Source organism: Streptomyces sp. NBC_00086 (genome assembly GCF_026343255.1).
Lineage (GTDB): Bacteria > Actinomycetota > Actinomycetes > Streptomycetales > Streptomycetaceae > Streptomyces.
In genome coordinates this window covers 1,285,765-1,305,965 of record NZ_JAPELZ010000001.1, presented here as the reverse complement: position 1 = coordinate 1,305,965, position 20,201 = coordinate 1,285,765, and the positions used below count along the sequence as shown (strand labels likewise).

At 74.2% G+C, this 20,201-nt stretch carries 15 protein-coding genes; 11 read left to right on the top strand and 4 right to left on the bottom strand.

Features of this window, described 5'->3' with window-relative positions; translation table 11 throughout:
* Positions 1 to 15 precede the first annotated feature (15 nt).
* The 7 genes from OG276_RS05955 to OG276_RS05925 all read left to right on the top strand — a co-directional run bounded on the left by OG276_RS05955 (position 16) and on the right by OG276_RS05925 (position 8,469).
* Positions 16 to 2,478: a tetratricopeptide repeat protein gene (locus tag OG276_RS05955; RefSeq protein ID WP_266903417.1), complete on the top strand. Its 2,463-nt coding sequence runs from the start codon at positions 16 to 18 to the stop codon at positions 2,476 to 2,478.
* 97 nt (positions 2,479 to 2,575) lie between these two features.
* The gene (locus tag OG276_RS05950; RefSeq protein ID WP_266903416.1) at positions 2,576 to 2,902 is read left to right on the top strand and encodes a hypothetical protein; all 327 of its coding nucleotides are present in this window, start codon (positions 2,576 to 2,578) and stop codon (positions 2,900 to 2,902) included.
* A 194-nt stretch (positions 2,903 to 3,096) separates the two neighbouring features.
* Positions 3,097 to 3,921 (top strand): inositol monophosphatase family protein, encoded by an 825-nt coding sequence (locus tag OG276_RS05945; protein WP_266903415.1) that lies wholly within the window; start codon positions 3,097 to 3,099, stop codon positions 3,919 to 3,921.
* Between the two features lie 131 nt (positions 3,922 to 4,052).
* On the top strand, positions 4,053 to 5,474 hold the full coding sequence (locus OG276_RS05940) for an NAD(P)/FAD-dependent oxidoreductase (protein ID WP_266903414.1): 1,422 nt from the start codon (positions 4,053 to 4,055) through the stop codon (positions 5,472 to 5,474).
* 71 nt (positions 5,475 to 5,545) lie between these two features.
* A complete protein-coding gene (locus OG276_RS05935) occupies positions 5,546 to 6,058 on the top strand; it encodes an O-acetyl-ADP-ribose deacetylase (protein ID WP_266903413.1) in 513 nt (170 codons plus the stop codon).
* A gap of 85 nt (positions 6,059 to 6,143) precedes the next feature.
* Complete coding sequence (locus OG276_RS05930) at positions 6,144 to 6,701, top strand: TetR/AcrR family transcriptional regulator (RefSeq protein WP_266903412.1); 558 nt, start codon at positions 6,144 to 6,146, stop codon at positions 6,699 to 6,701.
* A 73-nt stretch (positions 6,702 to 6,774) separates the two neighbouring features.
* Positions 6,775 to 8,469 carry an alpha/beta fold hydrolase gene (locus OG276_RS05925; RefSeq protein WP_266903411.1) on the top strand — a complete coding sequence of 565 codons (1,695 nt, stop codon included), beginning with the start codon at positions 6,775 to 6,777 and terminating at the stop codon, positions 8,467 to 8,469.
* A gap of 55 nt (positions 8,470 to 8,524) precedes the next feature.
* Here OG276_RS05925 and OG276_RS05920 read toward each other — a convergent pair whose 3' ends face one another.
* Positions 8,525 to 9,013, bottom strand: a complete 489-nt coding sequence (locus tag OG276_RS05920; protein WP_323182312.1) for an Lrp/AsnC family transcriptional regulator — start codon at positions 9,011 to 9,013, stop codon at positions 8,525 to 8,527.
* A gap of 135 nt (positions 9,014 to 9,148) precedes the next feature.
* Between OG276_RS05920 and OG276_RS05915 the strand changes: the two genes are divergently transcribed.
* Together OG276_RS05915 and OG276_RS05910 are read left to right on the top strand one after the other, a co-directional pair.
* Positions 9,149 to 10,126 (top strand): DMT family transporter, encoded by a 978-nt coding sequence (locus OG276_RS05915; RefSeq protein WP_266903409.1) that lies wholly within the window; start codon positions 9,149 to 9,151, stop codon positions 10,124 to 10,126.
* A complete protein-coding gene (locus tag OG276_RS05910) occupies positions 10,119 to 11,339 on the top strand; it encodes an aromatic amino acid transaminase (RefSeq protein WP_266903408.1) in 1,221 nt (406 codons plus the stop codon). The genes OG276_RS05915 and OG276_RS05910 overlap by 8 nt, the downstream gene beginning before the upstream one ends.
* Positions 11,340 to 11,742: 403 nt before the next feature.
* Here OG276_RS05910 and OG276_RS05905 read toward each other — a convergent pair whose 3' ends face one another.
* The 3 genes from OG276_RS05905 to OG276_RS05895 form a co-directional block, all read right to left on the bottom strand.
* On the bottom strand, positions 11,743 to 12,690 hold the full coding sequence (locus OG276_RS05905; RefSeq protein WP_266912563.1) for an MASE1 domain-containing protein: 948 nt from the start codon (positions 12,688 to 12,690) through the stop codon (positions 11,743 to 11,745).
* A gap of 155 nt (positions 12,691 to 12,845) precedes the next feature.
* On the bottom strand, positions 12,846 to 13,670 hold the full coding sequence (locus OG276_RS05900) for a PP2C family protein-serine/threonine phosphatase (RefSeq protein WP_266903407.1): 825 nt from the start codon (positions 13,668 to 13,670) through the stop codon (positions 12,846 to 12,848).
* 115 nt (positions 13,671 to 13,785) lie between these two features.
* Positions 13,786 to 14,556, bottom strand: coding sequence for a maleate cis-trans isomerase (locus OG276_RS05895; protein ID WP_266903406.1), 771 nt, complete (start codon positions 14,554 to 14,556; stop codon positions 13,786 to 13,788).
* Positions 14,557 to 14,730: 174 nt separating this feature from the next.
* Here OG276_RS05895 and recQ point away from each other — a divergent pair, with 174 nt between their 5' ends.
* Together recQ and OG276_RS05885 are read left to right on the top strand one after the other, a co-directional pair.
* A complete protein-coding gene (recQ, locus tag OG276_RS05890; protein ID WP_266903405.1) occupies positions 14,731 to 16,818 on the top strand; it encodes a DNA helicase RecQ in 2,088 nt (695 codons plus the stop codon).
* Between the two features lie 48 nt (positions 16,819 to 16,866).
* Positions 16,867 to 20,166, top strand: a complete 3,300-nt coding sequence (locus OG276_RS05885) for a DUF3376 domain-containing protein (protein WP_266903404.1) — start codon at positions 16,867 to 16,869, stop codon at positions 20,164 to 20,166.
* Positions 20,167 to 20,201: the final 35 nt, after the last annotated feature.

Below are 20,201 nucleotides of genomic sequence, written 5' to 3'. Positions count from 1 at the left end.
GGGGGAACCGTGGACATGGAACGGCGGACGGCCGAGGCCGACCCGCAGGACGAGCTGGCCGCACGGCTGCGGCTGCTCCAGGAACTGTCCGGGCTCGGGGTACGGGCCCTCGCGAGGGATGCGGGACTGAGCTCCTCCTCGCTCTCGCGCTACCTCAGCGGCCAGACCGTGCCGCCCTGGCCCGCGGTGGTGGCGCTGTGCCGACTGGTCAAACGCGATCCGCGCCCGCTGCGCCCCCTCTGGGAACTCGGGTCCTCCCACCAGCTGCCGGCGCCCCCGAAGGCCAGCCGCCAGGTCCAGCCGAGGCCCCGTAACGATCTGCCGCGCGACGTAACCGACTTCACCGGACGCGAAGCCCAACTGGCCGCCGTGCTGGCCGCGGTGGACAGCCACCGGGGCGTCGCCGTCGACGGCATGGCGGGCGTCGGCAAGACCTGCCTGGCGGTGCACGCCGCACACCGGCTCGCCGCCGACTACCCGGATGCCCAGCTCTACGTGGACCTGCACGGATTCACCGAAGGCCGGGACCCCCTCGATCCGGACTCCGCGCTGCGGATGCTGCTCGGGGCGCTCGACGTGCCGTCCGAGCGGGTCCCGCAGGAGGGCCTCGAACAGCTCGCGGCCTGTTGGCGCGCGGAACTGGCGGGCCGGCGGGCCGTCGTGGTCGTCGACAACGCGGCCGACGCCGACCAGGTCCGCCCGCTGCTGCCCGGCGCCGGCGACTCCGTCGTCCTGATCACGAGCCGCAACCGGCTGCTGGGCCTGGACGAGGTGCCCCCGGTGTCGCTGGACGTGCTCAGCCCGCGGGAGAGCGCGGAGCTGCTGGCCCGGGCCAGCGGAGACCCGGGCGGCCCCGAAGGCCGCCTCGCCCGCGAGCCGGAGTCCGCCGCCGAGGTGCTGCGGCTGTGCGGCCACCTGCCGCTGGCCCTGCGGCTGGCCGCGGCCCGGCTGCGGCACCGGCCGGGCTGGACGGTGGGCATCCTCGTGGAGCGGCTGGCGGAGGGGGCGAGCGAGTTCGACACCGCGTTCGCCATGTCCGTACGGCAACTGGACCGGTCCCAGGCCCGGTTGTTCCGCATGCTGGGCATGCTGCCGGGCGGCTCCTTCGACGCGTACGCGGCCGCGGCCCTGGCGGACGTACCGCTGCACGGCGCCCGGGAGATGCTGGAGGACCTGGTCGACGCACACCTCGTCCAGCAGCCGACGGCCGGCCGCTACCGGCTGCACGACCTGGTGCACCAGCACGCGCGGGGCGCCTGCGCGCAGCAGGACTCCCCGGCCGATCGGGAGCGTGCGCTGGGCCGCTTCCTCGACTACTTCGTGCACGCGGCGGCCGCCGCCGACGCCGCGATGCCGGTGCTCTCGCCGGGACGGCCGCCCACCGCGGGCCGGCCCCCGGCCGCACTGCCGCGGTTCGCCGACAAGAACGCGGCCTGCTCCTGGCTGACTTCGGAGTACGAGACGATGATCGCCGCCTTCGAGACGGCGGTCGCCGTCGGTGCGGACGCGCACGTGTGCGAGCTGCCGCGCTTCCTGCGCGCGTACTTCGCACGGCGCTGCGGCACGAGCCACCTCAACCACCTCTTCGAACGCTCGCTGGCCGCCGCCGAGCGCCTGGGGGATCCGCTGCGCCTGGCGGAGGCCTACAGCGACCTGGGCTTCGCCCGCTACAACGCGGGCCGGATGGCCGAGGCCGCAGCCGCGTACGAGGCGGCCGGACTCCGGGTGGCGCAGACGGGGGACAGCCGCTCGGAAGCCGAACTGACCCTGCGCCGGGGCTATCTGAGCTGGGATCAGGGGGGACGGGGGAGCGCCGAGGAGTCGTTGGAACTGTTCCGCCTGGCCGGGAAGCTGTACGGGGAAGCGGGCCTCCCCGCGGGCGCGGCCCACGCGGCCGCCTCGGAGGCCTGGGCCCTGCTCCAGCTGGGGGACCGGCAGGAGGCGGCGCGGCGGGCCCGGGAGGTGCTGGCCGTCTCCCACCCGGACCCCGCGTGGCCGCCCACCCTGACGGCCCGCATCACCCTGGGCATGGCCATCGCCGCGGAGTCGCCCGAAGAGGCGTCGGAGCACCTGCACCGGGCGCTGGCGCTGGCCCGCGAGGACGGGCACGTGAACAACGAGGCGTGGTCCCTCAACTGCCTGGGCGTCGGGCTGCGCCGGATGGGCCGGTACGAGGAGGCCCTGGCCAGCCACCGGGAGGCGTTCGCGCTGCTGGACGAGCTGTTCGAGGAACACTGGAAGGTCCGCTTCCTGGGCGGCTACGCCGAGACCTGCCAGCTCGCCGGACTGCCCGAGGAGGCCCTGCGCCTGCACCGGCAGACGCTGGAGCTGGCCCCGGGCCTCGGCTACCGGCACGAGGAGGCGCTGGCCCACGAGGGCATCGCCGCCCTGCTCGACGACACGGACCCGGCCGCGGCCGCCGAGCACCGCACGGCGGGGCGCTCGCTCCTGGAGGAACTCGGCGCGGGGGCGCGCTGAGCGGATCCCCCCGATGCTGTTGCAGGACTCCGGCCGTGCCTGACAGCCTGTTTTCCGAGCCGGCCCGACCAGGGGCCGGCCGGACCGGGGGACCAGCATGAACATCAGAGCCGCCGCCATAGCCGCCACCGCCACCGCCGCCTTCGCCCTGGCCGGGCCGGGCACGGGCCCGGCCTTCGCGGACAACCACATCAGCGTCGCGCCGCAGGGTCAGGACGGCGCCTTCGAGCACACGGCGCCGCAGCTCGGCACGTTCGGCGACCAGGGCCCGAAGTTCCTGACGGAGGGCGACTTCGAGCACCTGAGCCCGCAGCACATGACGGACGGGGAGTACGAGCACCTTTCCCCGCAGCACCTGGCGGACGGGGCGTACGAGCACCTCGCCCCGCGGACCCTCGTCGTAGGCGACCTCGCCACCAACTAGCCGGACGGGGCTACGGGGCCTCCCGCCCCGTAGCCCCCGGTAGCTCCCCGTGGCTTCCCGTAGCGCGCCGTAACTCCCCGTGCCCACCGGGCCCCGCCCGCCCGGCGGCGCGTTCACCCGCGGTCCACCCCGGGTCCGGCAGCCCGCCCTGTCCGGCGGTGGGGATTGTCAGCCGGGCGTGCTTTGCTGGAGGCATGATCGATGAATTCCTCGCCCGGAACCTGTCCGACGTCGACGAAGCCGTTCGCAAAGCGGCGGCGATCGAGATCATGCCGAGGTTCCGCCAGCTCGCCGACCACGAGGTGGACCAGAAGAGCGGCCCGCACGACCTGGTGACCGACGCCGACCGCAAGGCCGAGGAGTACCTCACGGTCGCCCTGACCCGGCTGCTGCCCGGCTCGGCGGTGGTGGGCGAGGAAGCGGTGCACGCCGACCCCGGGGTCTACGGGGCGCTGCGCGCCGACGCCCCGGTGTGGATCGTGGACCCCGTCGACGGGACCCGGCAGTTCGTGAACGGCGAGTCGGAGTTCTGCACCCTGGTCGCGCTCGCGCACCGCGGGGAGCTCCTCGCCTCCTGGACCTTCGCCCCGGCGCTGGAGGAGATGGCCACCGCCGTGCGCGGACAGGGCGCGTACGTCAACGGCGAGCGGATCCTGAGCGGTTCGCCCGAGCCCGGCGCCGAGCTGCGGGTCGCGACCGCCCACCCGCTCTACACCACCGAGGAGGAGCGCCGGATCCTGGCGCGCCTCGACGTCCCCGGTGTGGCCTCCCGCGCGTGCGGTTCGGCGGGCCTGGAATACCTGAAGGTGGCCCGGGGGGAGATGGACGGCCTGGCCTTCAACTGGCCCTCGGCCTGGGACCACGCGGCCGGGCTGCTCCTGGTCGCCGAGGCGGGCGGTTCCCAGAGCACCGTCGACGGGGTCCCCTTCCGGGTGGACCGGGACAACGCCCTGCCGTTCGCGGTCGGCCGGGACGAGGCCACCGCCGTACGGATCCGGGAGCTGCTGCGGGGGGCATGACCCCGCGGCCGGGGCAGGGCCGAGGCCGCCGCTGAGCCCAGGGCGAACGGAGTCGGCGCGGATCGCGGATCCGCCTATGGACAGGCGCAATACCCTGGGGGCCGTGGCGCCGCCGGACGAAGGAGTCGCAAGTGCCGTCGATCCTCGATGCGGTCGTGGTGGGGGCCGGGCCCAACGGGCTGACGGCCGCCGTTGAACTGGCCCGGCGCGGCTACTCGGTGGCCGTCTTCGAAGCCGCGGACACCGTCGGCGGCGGGGCCCGGACCGAGGAGCTCACCCTCCCCGGCTTCCGGCACGACCCCTGCTCCGCGGTGCACCCGCTCGGCGCCGGTTCGCCGGTCTTCTCCACCATGCCCCTGAAGCAGTACGGGCTGGAGTGGCTGCACGCCCCGCTGCCCATGGCGCACCCCTTCGACGACGGCACGGCGGCCGTGCTCTCCCGCTCCGTCGCGGAGACGGCCGCGTCCTTCGGGGCCCGCGACGCGGGCACGTACCGGCGGCTGGTCGAGCCGTTCCTCGGCAAATGGGACACCCTCGCCCGGGACTTCATGTCGCTGCCGGACACCGCGCTGCCCCGCGACCCGCTCACCCTCGCCCGCTTCGGGCTGGCCGGGCTGCCCCCCTCCACCTGGCTGCTGAGCCGCTTCCGCGACGACCGTGCCCGCGCCCTGTTCGCCGGGCTCGTCGCGCACGTCATCGCCCCGCTCGGCGGGATCGGCACCAGCGCCGTCGGCCTGGTCTTCGCCCTCGCCGCGCACGCGAACGGCTGGCCGATGCCGCGCGGCGGCTCGCAGTCGATCTCCGACGCCCTCGCCGGGTACCTGCGCGACCTCGGCGGGACCGTCCACACCGGCTTCGAGGTCAAGCGGCTCGACGAGCTGCCGCCGGCCCGGGCGTACGTCTTCGACACCTCTCCGACGGCGCTGGCCCGCATCGCCCGCCTGGGCCGGGTCTACGACGGCTACCGCTACGGCGCCTCCGTGTTCAAGCTGGACTACGCCCTGGACGGCCCCGTCCCCTGGACCGCCGAGGAGCCGCGCCGGGCCGGCACCGTACAGATCGGTCCGCGCACCCGCGACATCGACGCGGCCCTGCAACTGGCCTCCGGCGGGCGGGTCCCGCGCACCCCCTTCCTCATCGCCGCCCAGCCCAGCCTGGTCGACCCCGGCCGGGCGCCCGAGGGCAAGCACACCTTCTGGGTGTACGGGCACGTCCCGGCGGGCTGGGACGGCGACCTCACCGAAGCCGTCGAGCGCCAACTGGAGCGCTTCGCACCGGGGTTCCGCGACCTGGTGCTCGCCCGCGCCACGGCGGGCCCGCCACAGCTCGCCGCCCGCAACCCCAACTACGTGGGCGGCGACATCGCCTGCGGAGCCGCCTCCGGTCTCCAGCTCCTGCTGCGCCCCAAGCTCACCCTGTCCCCGTACAACACGGCGCATCCGGCCGTGTTCCTGTGCTCCTCGGCCACCCCGCCCGGCCCCGGCGTGCACGGCATGTCGGGACACAACGCGGCCAAGGCCGTCTGGCGCCACCTGCGCGGGAAGGGCGCCTGAGGGGGTAAATCGGCGGCCCGGCCCCAGGGACCCCCGATAGCGTGCACGCACCCGTGCAGGAAGGAACCCCGATGCCGCGCATCACCCTCGTCCAGGGCGACATCACCGCCGAGAAGGCCGACGCCGTGGTCAACGCCGCGAACTCCTCGCTGCTCGGCGGCGGCGGGGTCGACGGAGCGATCCACCGGCGCGGCGGCCCGGAGATCCTGGCCGCCTGCGAGGACCTGCGCCGCTCCCACTACGGCAAGGGCCTCCCGACGGGCCGGGCCGTCGCCACCACGGCCGGCCGGCTTCCGGCGGAACACGTGATCCACACGGTCGGCCCGGTCTGGTCGCGGGACGAGGACCGCTCCGCGCTGCTGGCCTCCTGCTACCGGGAGTCGCTGCGGGTCGCCGACGAACTGGGAGCCCGTAGCGTCGCCTTCCCCGCGATCTCCACCGGCATCTACGGATGGCCCATGGACGACGGGGCGCGGATCGCGGTGGAGACCGTGCGGTCCGCGCGGACCGAGGTGGAGGAGGTGCGGTTCGTGCTGTTCGACGAGCGTGCCTACGAAGCCTTCGCGGCGGCCGTGGACGCCTGACCGGGACCGGCGGCCCGGCCGGGCCAGGCCGGGCCGGTTCGACAGGGCGGTTGAAAGAATATGTAGACCGGTCTAGTCTGGCCCCATGGGACAGAAGGGCGCCGAGACGCGGGACCGACTGCTGGACGCGACGCAGGAGCTGGTCGAGACCGGGGGCTATTTCAGTGCCGGGCTGAACCAGGTGATCGCGGCCAGCGGCGCACCCCGGGGCTCGCTCTACTTCCACTTCCCCGGCGGCAAGGACCAGCTGGTCGGCGAGTCCGTTCGGCGGGCCGGGGGGATGATCGGTGACGCCCTGGAGGGCCTGGCCGACTCCAGCCCGTCCGCGGCGGAGTTCGTCGGCGGGGTGCTGCGGCACCTGGGCGACCGGCTGGAGGAGTCGGGCTGGCGCAAGGGCTGTCCGGTGGCCACCGTGGCGCTGGAGATGGCCGCCACCAGCGACCCGCTGCACGAGGCCTGCTCGGAGGTCTACGCCTCCTGGCAGGAGGCCCTGCGCGCACGGCTGGCGGGCCGCCCGGACGCCGACGACCTCGCCGTCACGATCCTGGCCCTGGTGGAAGGGGCGCTCCTGCTGGCCCGGGCGCACCGCAGCAGGGGGCCGCTGGACAGCGTCTCCCGTCAGATCGGCACCCTGCTGGGCTGACTCGGCCCGCCGTGACCGGCGGGCTTCTTTTTCGCTCTAAAAATATGTAGACCGATCTATTTTGGGAGCTTTCATGGACGCGATGGACGCGATCGTCTTCGGCGCGACCGGCTTCATCGGCCGCTCGCTCGTCGCCGAGCTGCTCACCCGGGGGCAGCGGGTGGCGGCAGCCGTACGCAACGACACGCTCACCCCCTGGCTGACCTCCCAGGGCGTCGACACCGGCGGGCTGGACATAGTCGCCGCCGACATCACGCGACCGCTGTCAGGACTGCCCGAGGTGCGCGACGTCTACAACGCGGCCGGTCGCTTCGCCTTCGGCCTCGGCGTGCGGGAGGCCCGGGCGGTCAACGTCACCGGGGCGCTCAACGTGGTCGAGTGGGCGGCCGAACTCCCCGGGCTGCGGCGGCTGGTGCACATCAGCGGGTACCGGGTGAGTGCCTCCGAGGGCCACCCCGACTACGCCGCGCTGGGAGCGTACGAGGCGTCGAAGTGCGAGGGCGATCTCGCGGTGCGCGCCCGAGCCCGCGCGTTGGAGGTCCCGCTGACCATCGCGAACCCCAGCACCGTGATCGGGCCGGGCCAGTACATCGGCCTGGCCGCCCTCGTCGAGGACCTGTGGAACGGCCGGCTTCCCGCGCTGCCCGGCGGCCGCGACACCTTCCTGCCGATCACCACGATCGACTACTTCGTACGGTTCCTCGCGGAGGTCCCCGCATCGCCCGCGGGCGAGCACTACTGGGTGCTCGACGACAGCACTCCGCTCCTGCCCGAGCTGATCGCCACGATCGCCGGCCACGCGGGCGTACGGGCACCTCGCCGGACCGTTCCCGCCGGTCTGCTGCGGCGCCTGCCGCGCAAGCTGACCGGCGCCGATCCCGAGACGCTGGCGTTCCTGTCGTCCGACCGCTACCCGACGGCCTCCGCCCGCGCCTTCGCCGCGAGCGCCGGTCTGGAGATGCCCCCGGTCGCCGACGTCCTGCGCGGGTGGGCCGACGACCTGGTGGCCGCCCGCTTCGGTGCCGCGTCGCCCTGGCTGAGCCCGTACGGCTTCCACGCCGTGGCGGGCAGTCGCACCTGGGTGAGCGGTGAGCGGCGCAGCCCCGACCACGTGCTGCTGCACGGGCTCCCGATGAACGCCGACCTCTGGGCACCGCTGGCCGGCCATCTCCCCGGCCCGGTCCTGGCCCCCGACCTGCCGGGCCTGGGCCGCTCGGCGGCGACGACCCGGTCGGTGGACGCCTGGCTGGCCGATCTGCTGGGCCCGGTGCGGACCCGCCCCACCCTGGTCGCGCACTCCCTGGCCTGCGGACCCGCGCTGCGCTTCGCCGCCGACCACCCGGACCGCATCAGCGGCCTCGTGCTCATCTCCCCGGCGTTCCTGCAGGCACCCGCTCCCCGGCTCGCCCGCTCGGGCCTGGCCGCACCGATGATGCGCCGCATGTCCGCCGCCCGGCTGGCCCGGACGCTCGGTGTCCCCGAGGGGCCGGAGGTGGAGAGCGCCGCGGCGGACCTGCGCCGTCGAGGCGTGGCGCGCCGCGTGGTCACGGCCGTGCGCACGGACGTCGCCGAGCGCGGACGGTCGCGCGCACTGCTGGACCGGGTGAGCGTCCCGGTCCGGATCGTCGTGGGTTCGGCCGACCCGCTGGTCGAAGCCGTCGGCCACCCGGTGGCCGTGATCGAAGGGGCCGGGCACTACCCCCAGCTCACCCACCCCTCGCAGGTCGCCCGCCACCTCGCCGCCGCCTCCGCTCCGATCGGCGGATGAGCGGCCGGGCCGGCCGGGCCCCGAGACCACCTGACCCTGACCGCCGTGACCGGGCTCAGGAGGACGCTGATCGCCTCGATGCGCCCGGGCTGGGCCGCGGGTACGTCCTCGTCTGCTTGACGCTGCCGTACGCGAAGCTCGACTCGATCGAGGCGATACCGGGAATGGCGTGGATCCGGTGGCGCACCAGGGCTTCGTAGGCTTCGAGGTCCTCGATGACGACCCGGAGCAGGTAGTCGCTGCTTCCCGCCATCAGGTAGCAGTCCTGGATGTGCTCGATGACCGCGACGTGCTCTTCGAACAGCCGCACCGCTTCCGCCGTGTGGCGTTCGAGGCGGATCCGGACGAACACGGTGACCGGGAGTCCGAAGGCGACCTGGTCGACCATGGCGGTGTAGCCGCGGATCAGACCGGCTTCCTCCAGGCGCCGGACCCGGCGCAGACACGGCGACGGAGAGAGCCGTACGCGGTCGGCGAGATCCTGGTTGGACAGGCGTCCGTCGGCCTGCAATTCCCTGATGATCTGCAGATCGACTGCGTCCATGGCCACTCCTTGGCAGATTCTGCCCCAAACGTATGTCCGAGAGGCAGAACTGGCAATCGACTGCCCCGCCCGAAGCCCTAGCGTTGCCCTGGAACGGGCCGGACCGGTCCGCTCTCAGAGGCTGGAGCAATTTCCTTGGTCGCGACGAACACCACCCCGGCGACCGCGCCTCCCGACGCGGCGGGCCCGAAGGCCGGACACCCCGGCCGGTTCGGGCTCTCCCCGCAAGCCGAGGGCATGCTGGCCCTCCTCCTGACCGTGGCGATCTGGGCGGCCTTCGCGCTCAGCGCCCGCGCCCTGAGCGCCTCCTCGCTGCTCCCCGCCGACGCGGCCCTGCTGCGGTTCGGCGTCCCCCTCCTCGTCCTGCTCCCGGCCCTGTGGCGGCGCCGCCGCCGCATCGCCGCGGTGCGGCCGGGCGTCGCGCTCAAGATCATCTGCGGTGCGGGGGTGCCCTTCTTCCTGGCGGCCATGCACGGCGGCGCGCTGACCTCCGCGGCCTTCGTCGGCTCGATCGTCCCCGGGATGGTCCCGCTGTTCGTCTCCGCCATCATGGTCGGCCGCGGTCACGGCGCCCCCCGGGGAACACAGGCGGTCGGGCTCGCCCTGATCGCGTCCGGTGTGGTCGCCCTCGTCTGGCGCTACGTCGTTCCCGTGGACACGGACGTGCTCCTGGGCGCCGGCACGCTCCTGGTGGCCAGCGGGCTGTGGGCCCTCTACACGGTGGGCCTGCGCGAGGTGGACCTCGATCCCGTCGGATCGATCGGACTGCTGTGCCTGCCCTCCTTCGCGGTGATCGGAGTCCTGGTCCTGACCGGGGTGCTCCCGACGGGCATCGCGCACGCCGCGGGCAGCGACATCGTGCTGTTCCTGGTGGTGCAAGGGCTCGGGGTGGGGCTGTGCGCGGGCCTGCTGTACGCCTTCGCCATCCGCAGGCTGGGCGCCGAACGCAGCTCCGTGGTCGGCAGCCTCAGCCCCGTCGCCGTCGTCCTGCTCGCCGTCCCGCTGCTCGGTGAGTCCCCGACCCTCGCCGTGCTCATCGGCGTACCCCTCATCACCGCCGGCGTCGTCCTCGCCAACCGCCGCCCCCGACCCGAGGTTCCCGCAGATGCTTGAGCTCCTCCCGCCGCCGCCCACCGACCCGCTGTGGGACCTGACCTACGAGTTCGGCGCGGACGACCGGCCCGAACGCCTGAACCTCGTCCTCGGCGTCTACCGGGACGAGACGGGAACCACGCCCGTCATGGCCGCCGTACGCGAGGCCGAAGTGCGCCTGGCGGAGCGCTCGGAGTCCAAGGAGTACCGCGGGCTCTCCGGCAACGCCGCCTTCAACCGCTCCCTGCTGGACCTGGTCCTGGGCCCCGGTTCGGGCGGACCGGCCGACCGGGCCGCGGCCGTGCAGACCGTCGCGGGCTCCGGAGCACTGCGGCTGCTGGCCGATCTGATCTGGCGGACCCGCCCGGGCACCACGGTGTGGGTCAGCGATCCGGCCTACGTCAACCACCGGCCCATCCTGGAGGCCGCCGGGCTGAAGGTCCGTCCGTACGGCTGGCGCGACGCCGAGGGCGGCTTCGACGCGGCAGGCGTGCTGCGGGAGTTGCGCGACGCCCGGCGGGACGACGTGGTCCTGCTCCAGGGCTGCTGCCACAACCCCACGGGTGTGGACCCCCTCCTCGACGACTGGGAGGCGCTGGCCGAATCGGCCGTCCGAATCGGCTGGGTCCCCTTCGTCGACCTCGCCTATCACGGGCTCGGCGACGGCCTGGAGGCCGACCTGCTGGCCACGCGAATGCTGGCGTCGCGCGTGCCGGAAATGCTGATCGCCGTCAGCTGCTCCAAGAACTTCGGCCTCTACAGCGACCGCGTCGGCTGCGCGATCGTCCTCGGCGCCTCCGGGCAGGCCGTGCGGCACGCCGAGACGGCCTTGCAGAACGCGGCCCGGACGCTCTACTCGATGCCGCCCGAGCACGGCGCGGCCGTCGTGACCACGATCCTGGAGGACGAGGGCCTACGGGCCGTCTGGCGGGCGGAACTGGACGTCATGCGGGGCCGGATCATGGCCAACCGGGCTGATCTGGCCGCCCACTTGACCGCGCTGGGCCGTGCGGAACAGGCGCGGTCGCTGGCACGGCAGAAGGGGATGTTCTCCATGCTGCCGCTCACGCCGCACCAGATGCTCCGGCTGCGCCGGCAGCACGCCGTCTACGGCACCACCTCGGGGCGGATCAACATCGCGGGAATCCCGGCGAACCGCATTCCCCGCCTCGCGCAGGGGATCGCGGCGGTGCTCGACACGGCCGACGCGCCGCGGGTGATCCTGCCGGCCTAGTGCTGTGACCGGAAAGGTTCACCGGGTCGCGACGCCCGGCACGGCACCTCGCCGCGTTGTCGGACCACGCCGGTACGTCCAGTACGAGGCGCGGTCCTCCGCCTTGCGATGCACCGCACCGAACGCCGCGACCCGGCAAACCTTTCCGGCCACAGCACTAGCCGTGTTGTCCGGCTGTCCGGACATGACAGTCCCCGGCAGTTCGTCGATTCCATGAGCCATCCGCCGTCGCCGATGGCTCCCATGGTCGACATCTGCTGCCGGGGGCCTGGCCAGAGCCTGGAAAAGGGTCACGCGGGCTTCTGGACGTCTCCAGAAGGAGGTGCGGCTCTATCCGGTATTCCGGTGTATTGATGAGTTTCCTCCCTATTTCGCCTGAGTCAAGGGTTTCTTCGGCCGTCCGTCATTCCTTCGGCGGGGCCAGGCGGGCCACCACGTCGGCCAGGTCCTCACAGAGCTCCTCGATCTTCAGGCGGACGTTGTCCTGCTCGGTGACGAGGGCCGCCAGCAGCAGCGCGGTCAGGGCGGCCGCTCCGTTGAGCGCCTGGAGGTTGACCATGATCTCGAAGAGGGTGTGGCCGGCGAAGGGCCCGGCGCGGTCGGTCGCCGCCGTGATCGCCAGGACCGACACGAGCAGGGCGCACGGTGCGCTGCCGGGGAGCCGGAAGCGCACCGCGGCCCAGATGAGCAGCGGGAAGACGAGGAAGAGCAGGGACAGGGAGCTGCGGGTGGCCGTGAGGGTGACGGCGCTGACCGTCACCGCCAGAGCCGCCGCCTCGGCCACCCGGTAGGGGTCCCGGGGCAGCCGGGCCCGGCGCAGGACCAGCAGCAGCGGGGTCACCAGGAGGACGCCCATCGTGTCGCCGGCCCACCAGGCCGACCACACCGGCCAGAAGCTCGGCAGCGGCAGGTCACCGGTGAGCACCAGCGTCCAGGTCCCGGTGGTGGAGCTGATCAGCATCGGCAGCAGGCCACCGAGGAAGACCAGCGCCAGCCCGTCCCGCAGCCGGTCCAGTTCCGGGCGGAAGCCCGCCCGGCGCAGCAGCGCGTAGGCGCACAGCGGAGCGAGGGTGTTGCCCGCGACGATGCCGAGGTCGACGGGGTCGAACGCGCTGATCCGCTCGATGGCGAGGTAGGTCCCGAGCGCGATGCCCGGCCAGATCCGGGGACCGCACCACAACAGGCAGGCGACGGCGATCCCGGTGGGCAGCCACAGGGGCGTGACGACCGCCCCCTCGACGCTCACGTGCAGCAGCAGGCCGAGCCGACCGGTCGCGTAGTAGGCGACGGCGACCCCGAGGATCCGGAGGAGGGCTTCGGCCGGACGTCGCCATTCCACGGTGCGCACCACTGCATCAGACAACGGCCCGGCGCCCCGGCGGGGCGTGACACGCGCGACCGGGCGGCTGGGCCGTCTCTTTCGGATCTCGCCTGGTCCGGGGAGGGCCAGCTTGTCCGGGGAGGGCCAGCCTGTCCTGGAGAGGGCCGGGCCGGCCCGGGGGAGGGTCAGCGTGGTCCGGCCGCGTCGTGGCTGAGGACGAGCACAGCGGCGTCGTCGGCGTGGCCGGTGAAATCGGCCACCTTCATCACCTCGGCGGCCAGCTCGTCGGGATCGGCCCCCGCCTCCTCCGCGACGATCCGGGCCACGCGCTCCAGCCCCGCCTCGATGGGGAACGACGGCCCTTCGACCACCCCGTCGGTGACCAGCACGATGGAGCCCGCCTCCGTCAGCCTGCGGCGGGTCACCGGGTACCGGGCTCCGGCGACCGTGCCCAGCGGCGGACCGCCGGCGTCCTCGGCGATGCCGTACCGGCCGTCGACGGTGGCCCAGACGGTGGGGACATGGCCGGCCCGGGCCGTCTGGAGCTCCCACGTGCGGGGATCGAAGCGGAGCAGGCTGCAGGTCGCGAACAGCTCGCTGTCCATCGAGAGCAGCACGTCATTGGCCTGGCTCAGCACCTCGCCGGGATCGAGGACGACGGCGGCCACGGCGCGCAGGCACACCCGGACCTGCCCCATGAAGGCGGTGGCCGCCACATCGTGCCCCTGTACGTCGCCGATGGAGAAGGCGAGGGCTCCGCCCGCCACCCGGAAGCCGTCGTACCAGTCGCCGCCGATGTCCAGGCCGAGCCGGGCGGGCGCGTACCGGGCCGCGGTCCTCAGCCCCGGCAGCACGGGCAGGGAGGCGGGCAGCAACTCGCGCTGCAGGGCCTCGGCCAGCTCCACCCGGGCCCGCTGCAGCTCCGCGCCCTCCCGCGCCTGGGCGGTGAGCCGGCCCAGCATGCTCAGCAGGTCCGCGCTGGCGGGCCGGGCGGGCCGGCGCGGGGTCACGGACCGCTCCGGGATGTGTCCATGTGCCTCTGCTTCCGCTGCGCGAAAGACCCGGGCCCATCATATTTCGGCTCGGCGCACGGCGCGCAGGTGGCCGGGGAGGTGCCGCGGCGCCTCAGGCCGTCGAGAACAGCCGGCCGTAGGCGGTGATGGGGGTGGTCGGGGTGGCCGCGGCGCGCAGGGCCGCCCAGAGGAGGGTCTGGTTCGCGGTCAGGACCGGGCGGCCCAAGGTGGCCTCCAGGGTCTCGATCGCCCCGACGGCGCGGAAGCCGTTGCCGCCGATGACGACCGCGTCCGCGGTGTCGGGGACGTGCTCCGCCACCCAGTCGTGCAGGGCCCGCGGCCCGATGAGGGTCTGCCCGCTGGGCAGGCCGCAAGGGGCGGCGTACGGGACCTCGAAGCCGGTGTCCTCGTAGTAGCCCCGGCCCAGATCGCTCAGCGTCTCGTCGAACCACGGCGGGTCCACCAGAGCGATCCGGCCGGCCCCCAGCGCCCGCAGCGCCAGGGCGGTGGCGGCGCAGGTGGCGACCACGGGCAGCCCGTGGGTGCGCTCGCGCAGCCGGTCCAGCATGTACCCCTCCCCGCGCGGGCCGATGACGTAGGCGGAGCTGGTGAAGGCATAGGCGATCACCGACACCGGGGCGGCGGCCAGCAGCTCGGCGGCCTCGTCCACGTGCGGGGACTCGGCGAAGGCCCGTACGGGGGCGAGCGGAATGGTGGGGTCCATCGCGCCGCCGCGCCCCATCGCGCGGAACGGCACCCGGGCGGCGTGCAGGCCCACGTCGGCCGGAGCCATGGCGCGCAGCTCCGACTCGGGGCCGACATCGGCGTGCGGGGTGAGGACGCCGAGGCGGACGCGCACGTCCCACCCGTCGGGCTGCCACATCGCGTGTTCCTCTCGGAGGCCTGGAGATACGGGAGATCTTCCACTGTGTCACCGGTCGGGCCGCCCGGGCGCCCGGCCGCGCCGCCGCGTGACGAGCCGTGGGTCCTTCCGGGATATCCACAGGGTCGGGGGGATCCGGGCGGATGTGTCCGAGGAGGTCGCTAGGCTTCTGGGATGACCCCTTCCGAAGCAGCCGTCGAGATCCCCGACGCCCAGCAGGTGCTCCACCGCGTCTTCGGGTACGACTCGTTCCGCGGCGAGCAGCAGCAGATCATCGAGCACGTGGCCGGCGGCGGCGACGCGCTGGTGCTGATGCCCACCGGCGGCGGCAAATCGCTCTGCTACCAGATCCCGGCGCTGGTCAGAGCGGGCACCGGAGTGGTGATCTCCCCGCTGATCGCGCTCATGCAGGACCAGGTGGACGCGCTCAACGCGCTCGGGGTGCGGGCAGGGTTCCTCAATTCGACGCAGCTGTCCGACGACCGGCGCGCGGTCGAGCAGGCCTTCGTCGCCGGTGAGCTCGACCTGCTCTACCTGGCGCCCGAGCGGCTGCGCACCGAAGGGACGCAGCGGCTCCTCGACCGGGGCACGGTCTCGCTCTTCGCCATCGACGAGGCGCACTGCGTCGCCCAGTGGGGCCACGATTTCCGGCCGGACTACCTCGCGCTGTCCATGCTGCACGAGCGCTGGCCCAAGGTGCCGCGGATCGCGCTGACCGCGACGGCCACCGAGGCCACGCACGCCGAGATCGCCGCGCGCCTCGGCCTGGAGGAGGCCCGCCACTTCGTGGCCGGCTTCGACCGGCCCAACATCCAGTACCGGATCGTGGCGAAGAACAACCCGGTCAAGCAGCTGCTGGAGCTGATCCGCACCGAGCACCCCGGCGACGCGGGGGTCGTCTACTGCCTCTCCCGGGCCTCGGTGGAGAAGACGGCGGCCGCCCTGGTCGAGCAGGGCATCGACGCCGTGCCCTACCACGCGGGCATGGACTCCCGGACGCGCGCGGCGAACCAGTCGAAGTTCCTGCGGGAGGACGGGGTCGTGGTGGTGGCCACGATCGCCTTCGGCATGGGCATCGACAAGCCGGACGTGCGCTTCGTGGCCCACCTGGACCTGCCCAAATCGGTCGAGGGCTACTACCAGGAGACCGGCCGCGCCGGCCGCGACGGGGAGCCCGCCACGGCCTGGCTGGCGTACGGGCTCCAGGACGTGGTGCAGCAGCGCAAGATGATCGAGGGCTCCGAGGGCGACGAAGCGCACCGCCGGGCGCTGGCCGGACACCTGGAGGCGATGCTCGCGCTGTGCGAGACGGTCGGCTGCCGCCGGGTGCGGCTGCTGGCGTACTTCGGGCAGACCGGCGCGCCGGACTGCGGGAACTGCGACACCTGCCTGACGCCGGCCGAGTCCTGGGACGGTACGGTCGCGGCGCAGAAGCTGCTGTCCACGGTGTGGCGGCTGGCCAAGGAGCGCCGCCAGAAGTTCGGCGCCGGCCAGATCATCGACATCCTGCAGGGCAAGAAGACCGCCAAGGTCATCCAGTTCGACCACGACGGGCTCTCGGTGTTCGGCATCGGAGCGGACCTCGGCACGAACGAATGGCGCGGGGTCGTCCGGCAGTTGCTGGCGCTCGGACTGCTGGCGGTGGAGGGCGACTACGGCACGCTGGTGCTGACCGAGGCCAGCGGCGAGGTGCTGGGCGGCCGCCGGAGCGTCCCGATGCGCAAGGAGACGGCGCCGGCGGCCGGTTCGTCCCGCAGGGAGTCCGGCGGATCGCGCTCCGGGAAGGGCGGCCGGGTACCGGTCGACCTGCCGGCGGCCGCCGTGCCGGTGTTCGAGTCCCTGCGCGCATGGCGCGCCGAGACCGCGCGGGAGCAGGGCGTCCCGGCGTACGTCGTCTTCCACGACGCGACGCTGCGGGAGATCGCGACGGGGCTGCCCACGACGGTCGCGGAGCTGGGCACCATCAGCGGAGTCGGCGAGGCCAAGCTCGCCAAGTACGCCGAGGGCATCTTGAAGACCCTGGGCGGAGCGCAGCCCGAACCGGGTGGTGCGGGGGCCGAGCCTTCGGAGTCCGCAGCCGCCCCGGTGGCGGCCCCCCGGGCCGCCGTGTCCGCCCCCGCGGCGGCCACCCGGACCGCCCCGGCCGCCGCGCGCCCGCCGGCCGCCGTACCCGCCCAGCCCCATCCGGCCCCGCGGGCGGAGGAGTCGCTCTTCGGCCCGGAGGACGAGGACATCGACCCGCCCTGGGACGACTGGGAGTAGTAGCCGAGCCCGGCTGCGGGGCGCCCGGTCCGGGGCCAAGCTGGAGGTATGACCGGTACCCGGCCGGGGCCCCGCGGTACGGAGTTGCGGCTGGCCCTCGCCATGCGGGGCGGGGTCAGCCTCGCCGTCTGGATGGGCGGCGCGTGCTGCGAGGTGTCGAAGCTGCGGGAAGCCGCCCCGGACGCTCCCGGCGCCCGGGCCTGTCGTCAAACGCCCGGCTGCCCCTCGGGCGACGACGGGAGTCCGACGAAAGGCCCCGGCTGCCCGGACGTCTACCGGACCCTGCTCGACGCCGGCGGCTACCGCACCGTCGACATCGACGTCCTCTCGGGCACCAGCGCCGGCGGCCTCAACGGGGTCCTGCTCGCCTGCCACCTCGTGTACGGCATGCCCTTCGACCACGGGGTCCGCGACGTCTGGCTGCGCCTCGGCGACCTCGAAGACCTCCTGCGCCGCCCGGCTCTCTTCGACGTCCCCAACGCGCTGATGCGCGGCGACGAGGTCTTCTACGGCGGGCTCCGCGCGGCCCTGGAGGCGCTCGTCCCGCCGCCCGGCACCGCCTCGCGGCCCGCCTCCTCGCTGCGGCTGATCCTGACGGCGACCCGGCTGCGGCCCCGTACGGACTGGGTGCGGCCCACCCTGGGGGAGCCGCTGCTGGTCGGCCGCTCGAACGCGTACTTCCACTTCCGCCACCGCGGCGGCCTCACCGACTTCCCCGACGGCGAGGCCCGCGGGGACGCCCTGGACCGGCTCGCGTACGCGGCCCGCACCTCCTCCTCCTCCTTCCCCGTGGCCTTCGAGCCGGGCCGCTGCTTCGTCGGCGACGACGCACCGCAGCGGGAGGAGGCCGCGCCCCGGGTGGACATGCGCGGGATCAGCAGCGAGAGCGGCTACCCCGACGGCGAACTGGACGGCTGCGCCGAGTTCATCGACGGCGGGCTCCTCGACAACATCCCCGTCGCCTGGGCCGTCCGGGCCGTCGCCGGAATCCCGGTGACGGGAAGGGCCGACCGGTGGCTGCTGTTCCTCCAGCCCGTGCCGCCCTTCCCGCCCGAGCCCGAGAAGGGCAACCGCAAACGGGCCACCCGCCTCGTCCGGATCGCCGCGAAATCCCTGGCCGTGAAGTCCGGCTCGGAGTCCCTGTACGAGGACGCCGTCGAGATGAGGGCAGCCGCGGCCGCCACGCAGATGGCCCGCGCCGTCACCCGCGCGCTGCCCGCGGACCGCGCCGCGCTGCAGAGGGCGGCGCTCGCGCGCGCGGCCTCGTACTCCCCGGCCGTCGGCCTGGCCGGGGCCGAGCGGCTCGTCCGGCTGCTGTCGGACCCGGCCGCGGTGACCGGCCCCGATCCGCTCCCGGTGCCCTGCGGCCCCGGCCCGCTGGCGCGGCTGGACCGGGCCGGCGGCCGGGCCCCGGTGCTCTTCGCCCGGCTCCGGGAGGCGGCCCCGGCCCTCGCGCCCACCCCGTACTCCTCACCGCTGGCCCTGGCCCGCGCCGTACGGCTGCTCATGGACTGGGTGGTGGCCTACGAGAACGACGACGCGCGGGACGAACACCTCGCCGCCATCGCCGAGTGCCGGGAACTCCTCTACGCCTACCGCTTCGCCGTCTCCACCCTGACCGCCGCCCGGGACCGGCTGCTGCTCACCGCCTACGCCGAGGCACTCGAAAGCGGCCGGGTGCCCGGCGACCCGCCGGGCCCCCTCGGACCCCATGGCGCCGCCACCGCCCGGCTGCGCACCGCGATGCCCGCGGTGCCGGCCGACGGGGAGCCCGCGGAGGCCTGGTACCGCTGGGCCCGGGACCTGGCCGCCCGGATCACCGAGGAACCCCAGCCCGCGCCGGGCACCGGAGCCGGGAGCGGGGAGGCCGCCGACCCCGGCCCCTACCAGGAGCTCCTGGACCGGATCTCCCGCCTCGGCCGCACCATCGGGACGGCCCTGGTACCGGCCCCGGCCGGCTTCCAGGCCCTCGGCGAGGCCGCCCTCCTCGGCGCCGACGAGATGCGCGCCGCGCTCACCGACGCCGAGGTGATCCTCGGCCCGCTGCGCCCCGATCCGCAGTCCGAGGCCACCGACATCTCCTTCCACACGGTCTCCGCGGCCAACGACAGCTGGGCCGCCGACCGGGTCATGGGCCCTCACCGCACCCCGCAGGACACGGTCCACGGCAAGCTCAGCGGCAACCAGCTCGGCAACTTCGCCGCCTTCCTCAGCGTCCGCTGGCGGCTCTCCGACTGGATCTGGGGCCGCCTCGACACGGCCGCCTCGCTCGTCTCCGTCGTCGCCACCGACGAACGCCTCGAACACGCCTTCGGCGGCTTCACCGGCCTCCCCGACCTCAGGGACCGGCTCGCCGCCCGGCTGGGCCCCTGCCCCCGCTTCGCCGCGCTGTGGGCCGACTCCCTGCGGCTCAGGCCGCGGATGTGCCCCTGGGACCGGGTGCGCTACGTACTGACCGCCGTCCGCCAGCGCGAGATCCTCGACGAGGAACTGCCGCTGCTGACCGCCCTGCACCGGGAAGGCCCCGCGTCCGGTAACCGCCCGGGCGACATCCCGCGGGCGCTGTCCTTCCTGGAGCCCGACCTCGACGCCCCCGGCGCCCTGAAGAAGGGGCTCGACGCGCTCGGCGAGGTCGCCGCCGAACGGGTCGACCGGCTCCTGAGGGCCCCCGATCCGTGCCGTGCGGTCGTGCGCACGGCGCTCATCGCCTGGCCCGCGCTCCAGCCCTCCGGACGGTTCGCGGCCCGGCTGCCGCGCGCCGTGCTGTCCGCCCTGAAGCCGCTGTTCTGCCTGCTGCCGGTGATCGCCGCGTTCGCCCCCGTCCCCGCCCTGGTGGCGGCCGCGCTGATGTGGACCGGCGTCGGCTTCAGCACCGGGCACTGGTCCTCGCTGCCCGGGCACGTCCCGCTCTGTCTCTTCGCGATGGCCGCCCTGGCGGCCCTGCTCCGCTCCGGGGTCCCGGGCGGAGCCCCGCGCGTGCTCCTGATGCTCGTCACCCTGCCGGCCCTGCCCGTCGTCGGCCTGTGGCTGCCCCGCGCCCACCTGCCCGGCCCGCCCGGCGCCGACGGCTGGGAGCGCACCCTGCTGGTCGGCGCGCTGTTCGCGCTGGCGGCCGCCGCGCTGCTCTTCACCGGCTCCGAGCGGTGGGGGCCGGTGCTGGGAGCCGCCCTGTTCGCGGGGGTCCTCGCCGGCCTGGTCCAGTTCCAGCGGGGCCCGCTGGGCGGCTGGTGGGGAGCCCTGATCCTCTACGTCGTCCTGATGTGGGTCACCGTGATCCTGCCCTGGCTCCACCCGAAGCCGGAATCCGGCGCGACACAGCGCCGGTCAGCGAAGGCTCGGATAGTGTGAATCGTTAGGAATCAGGCCCCCTGGGGTGAGGTCGG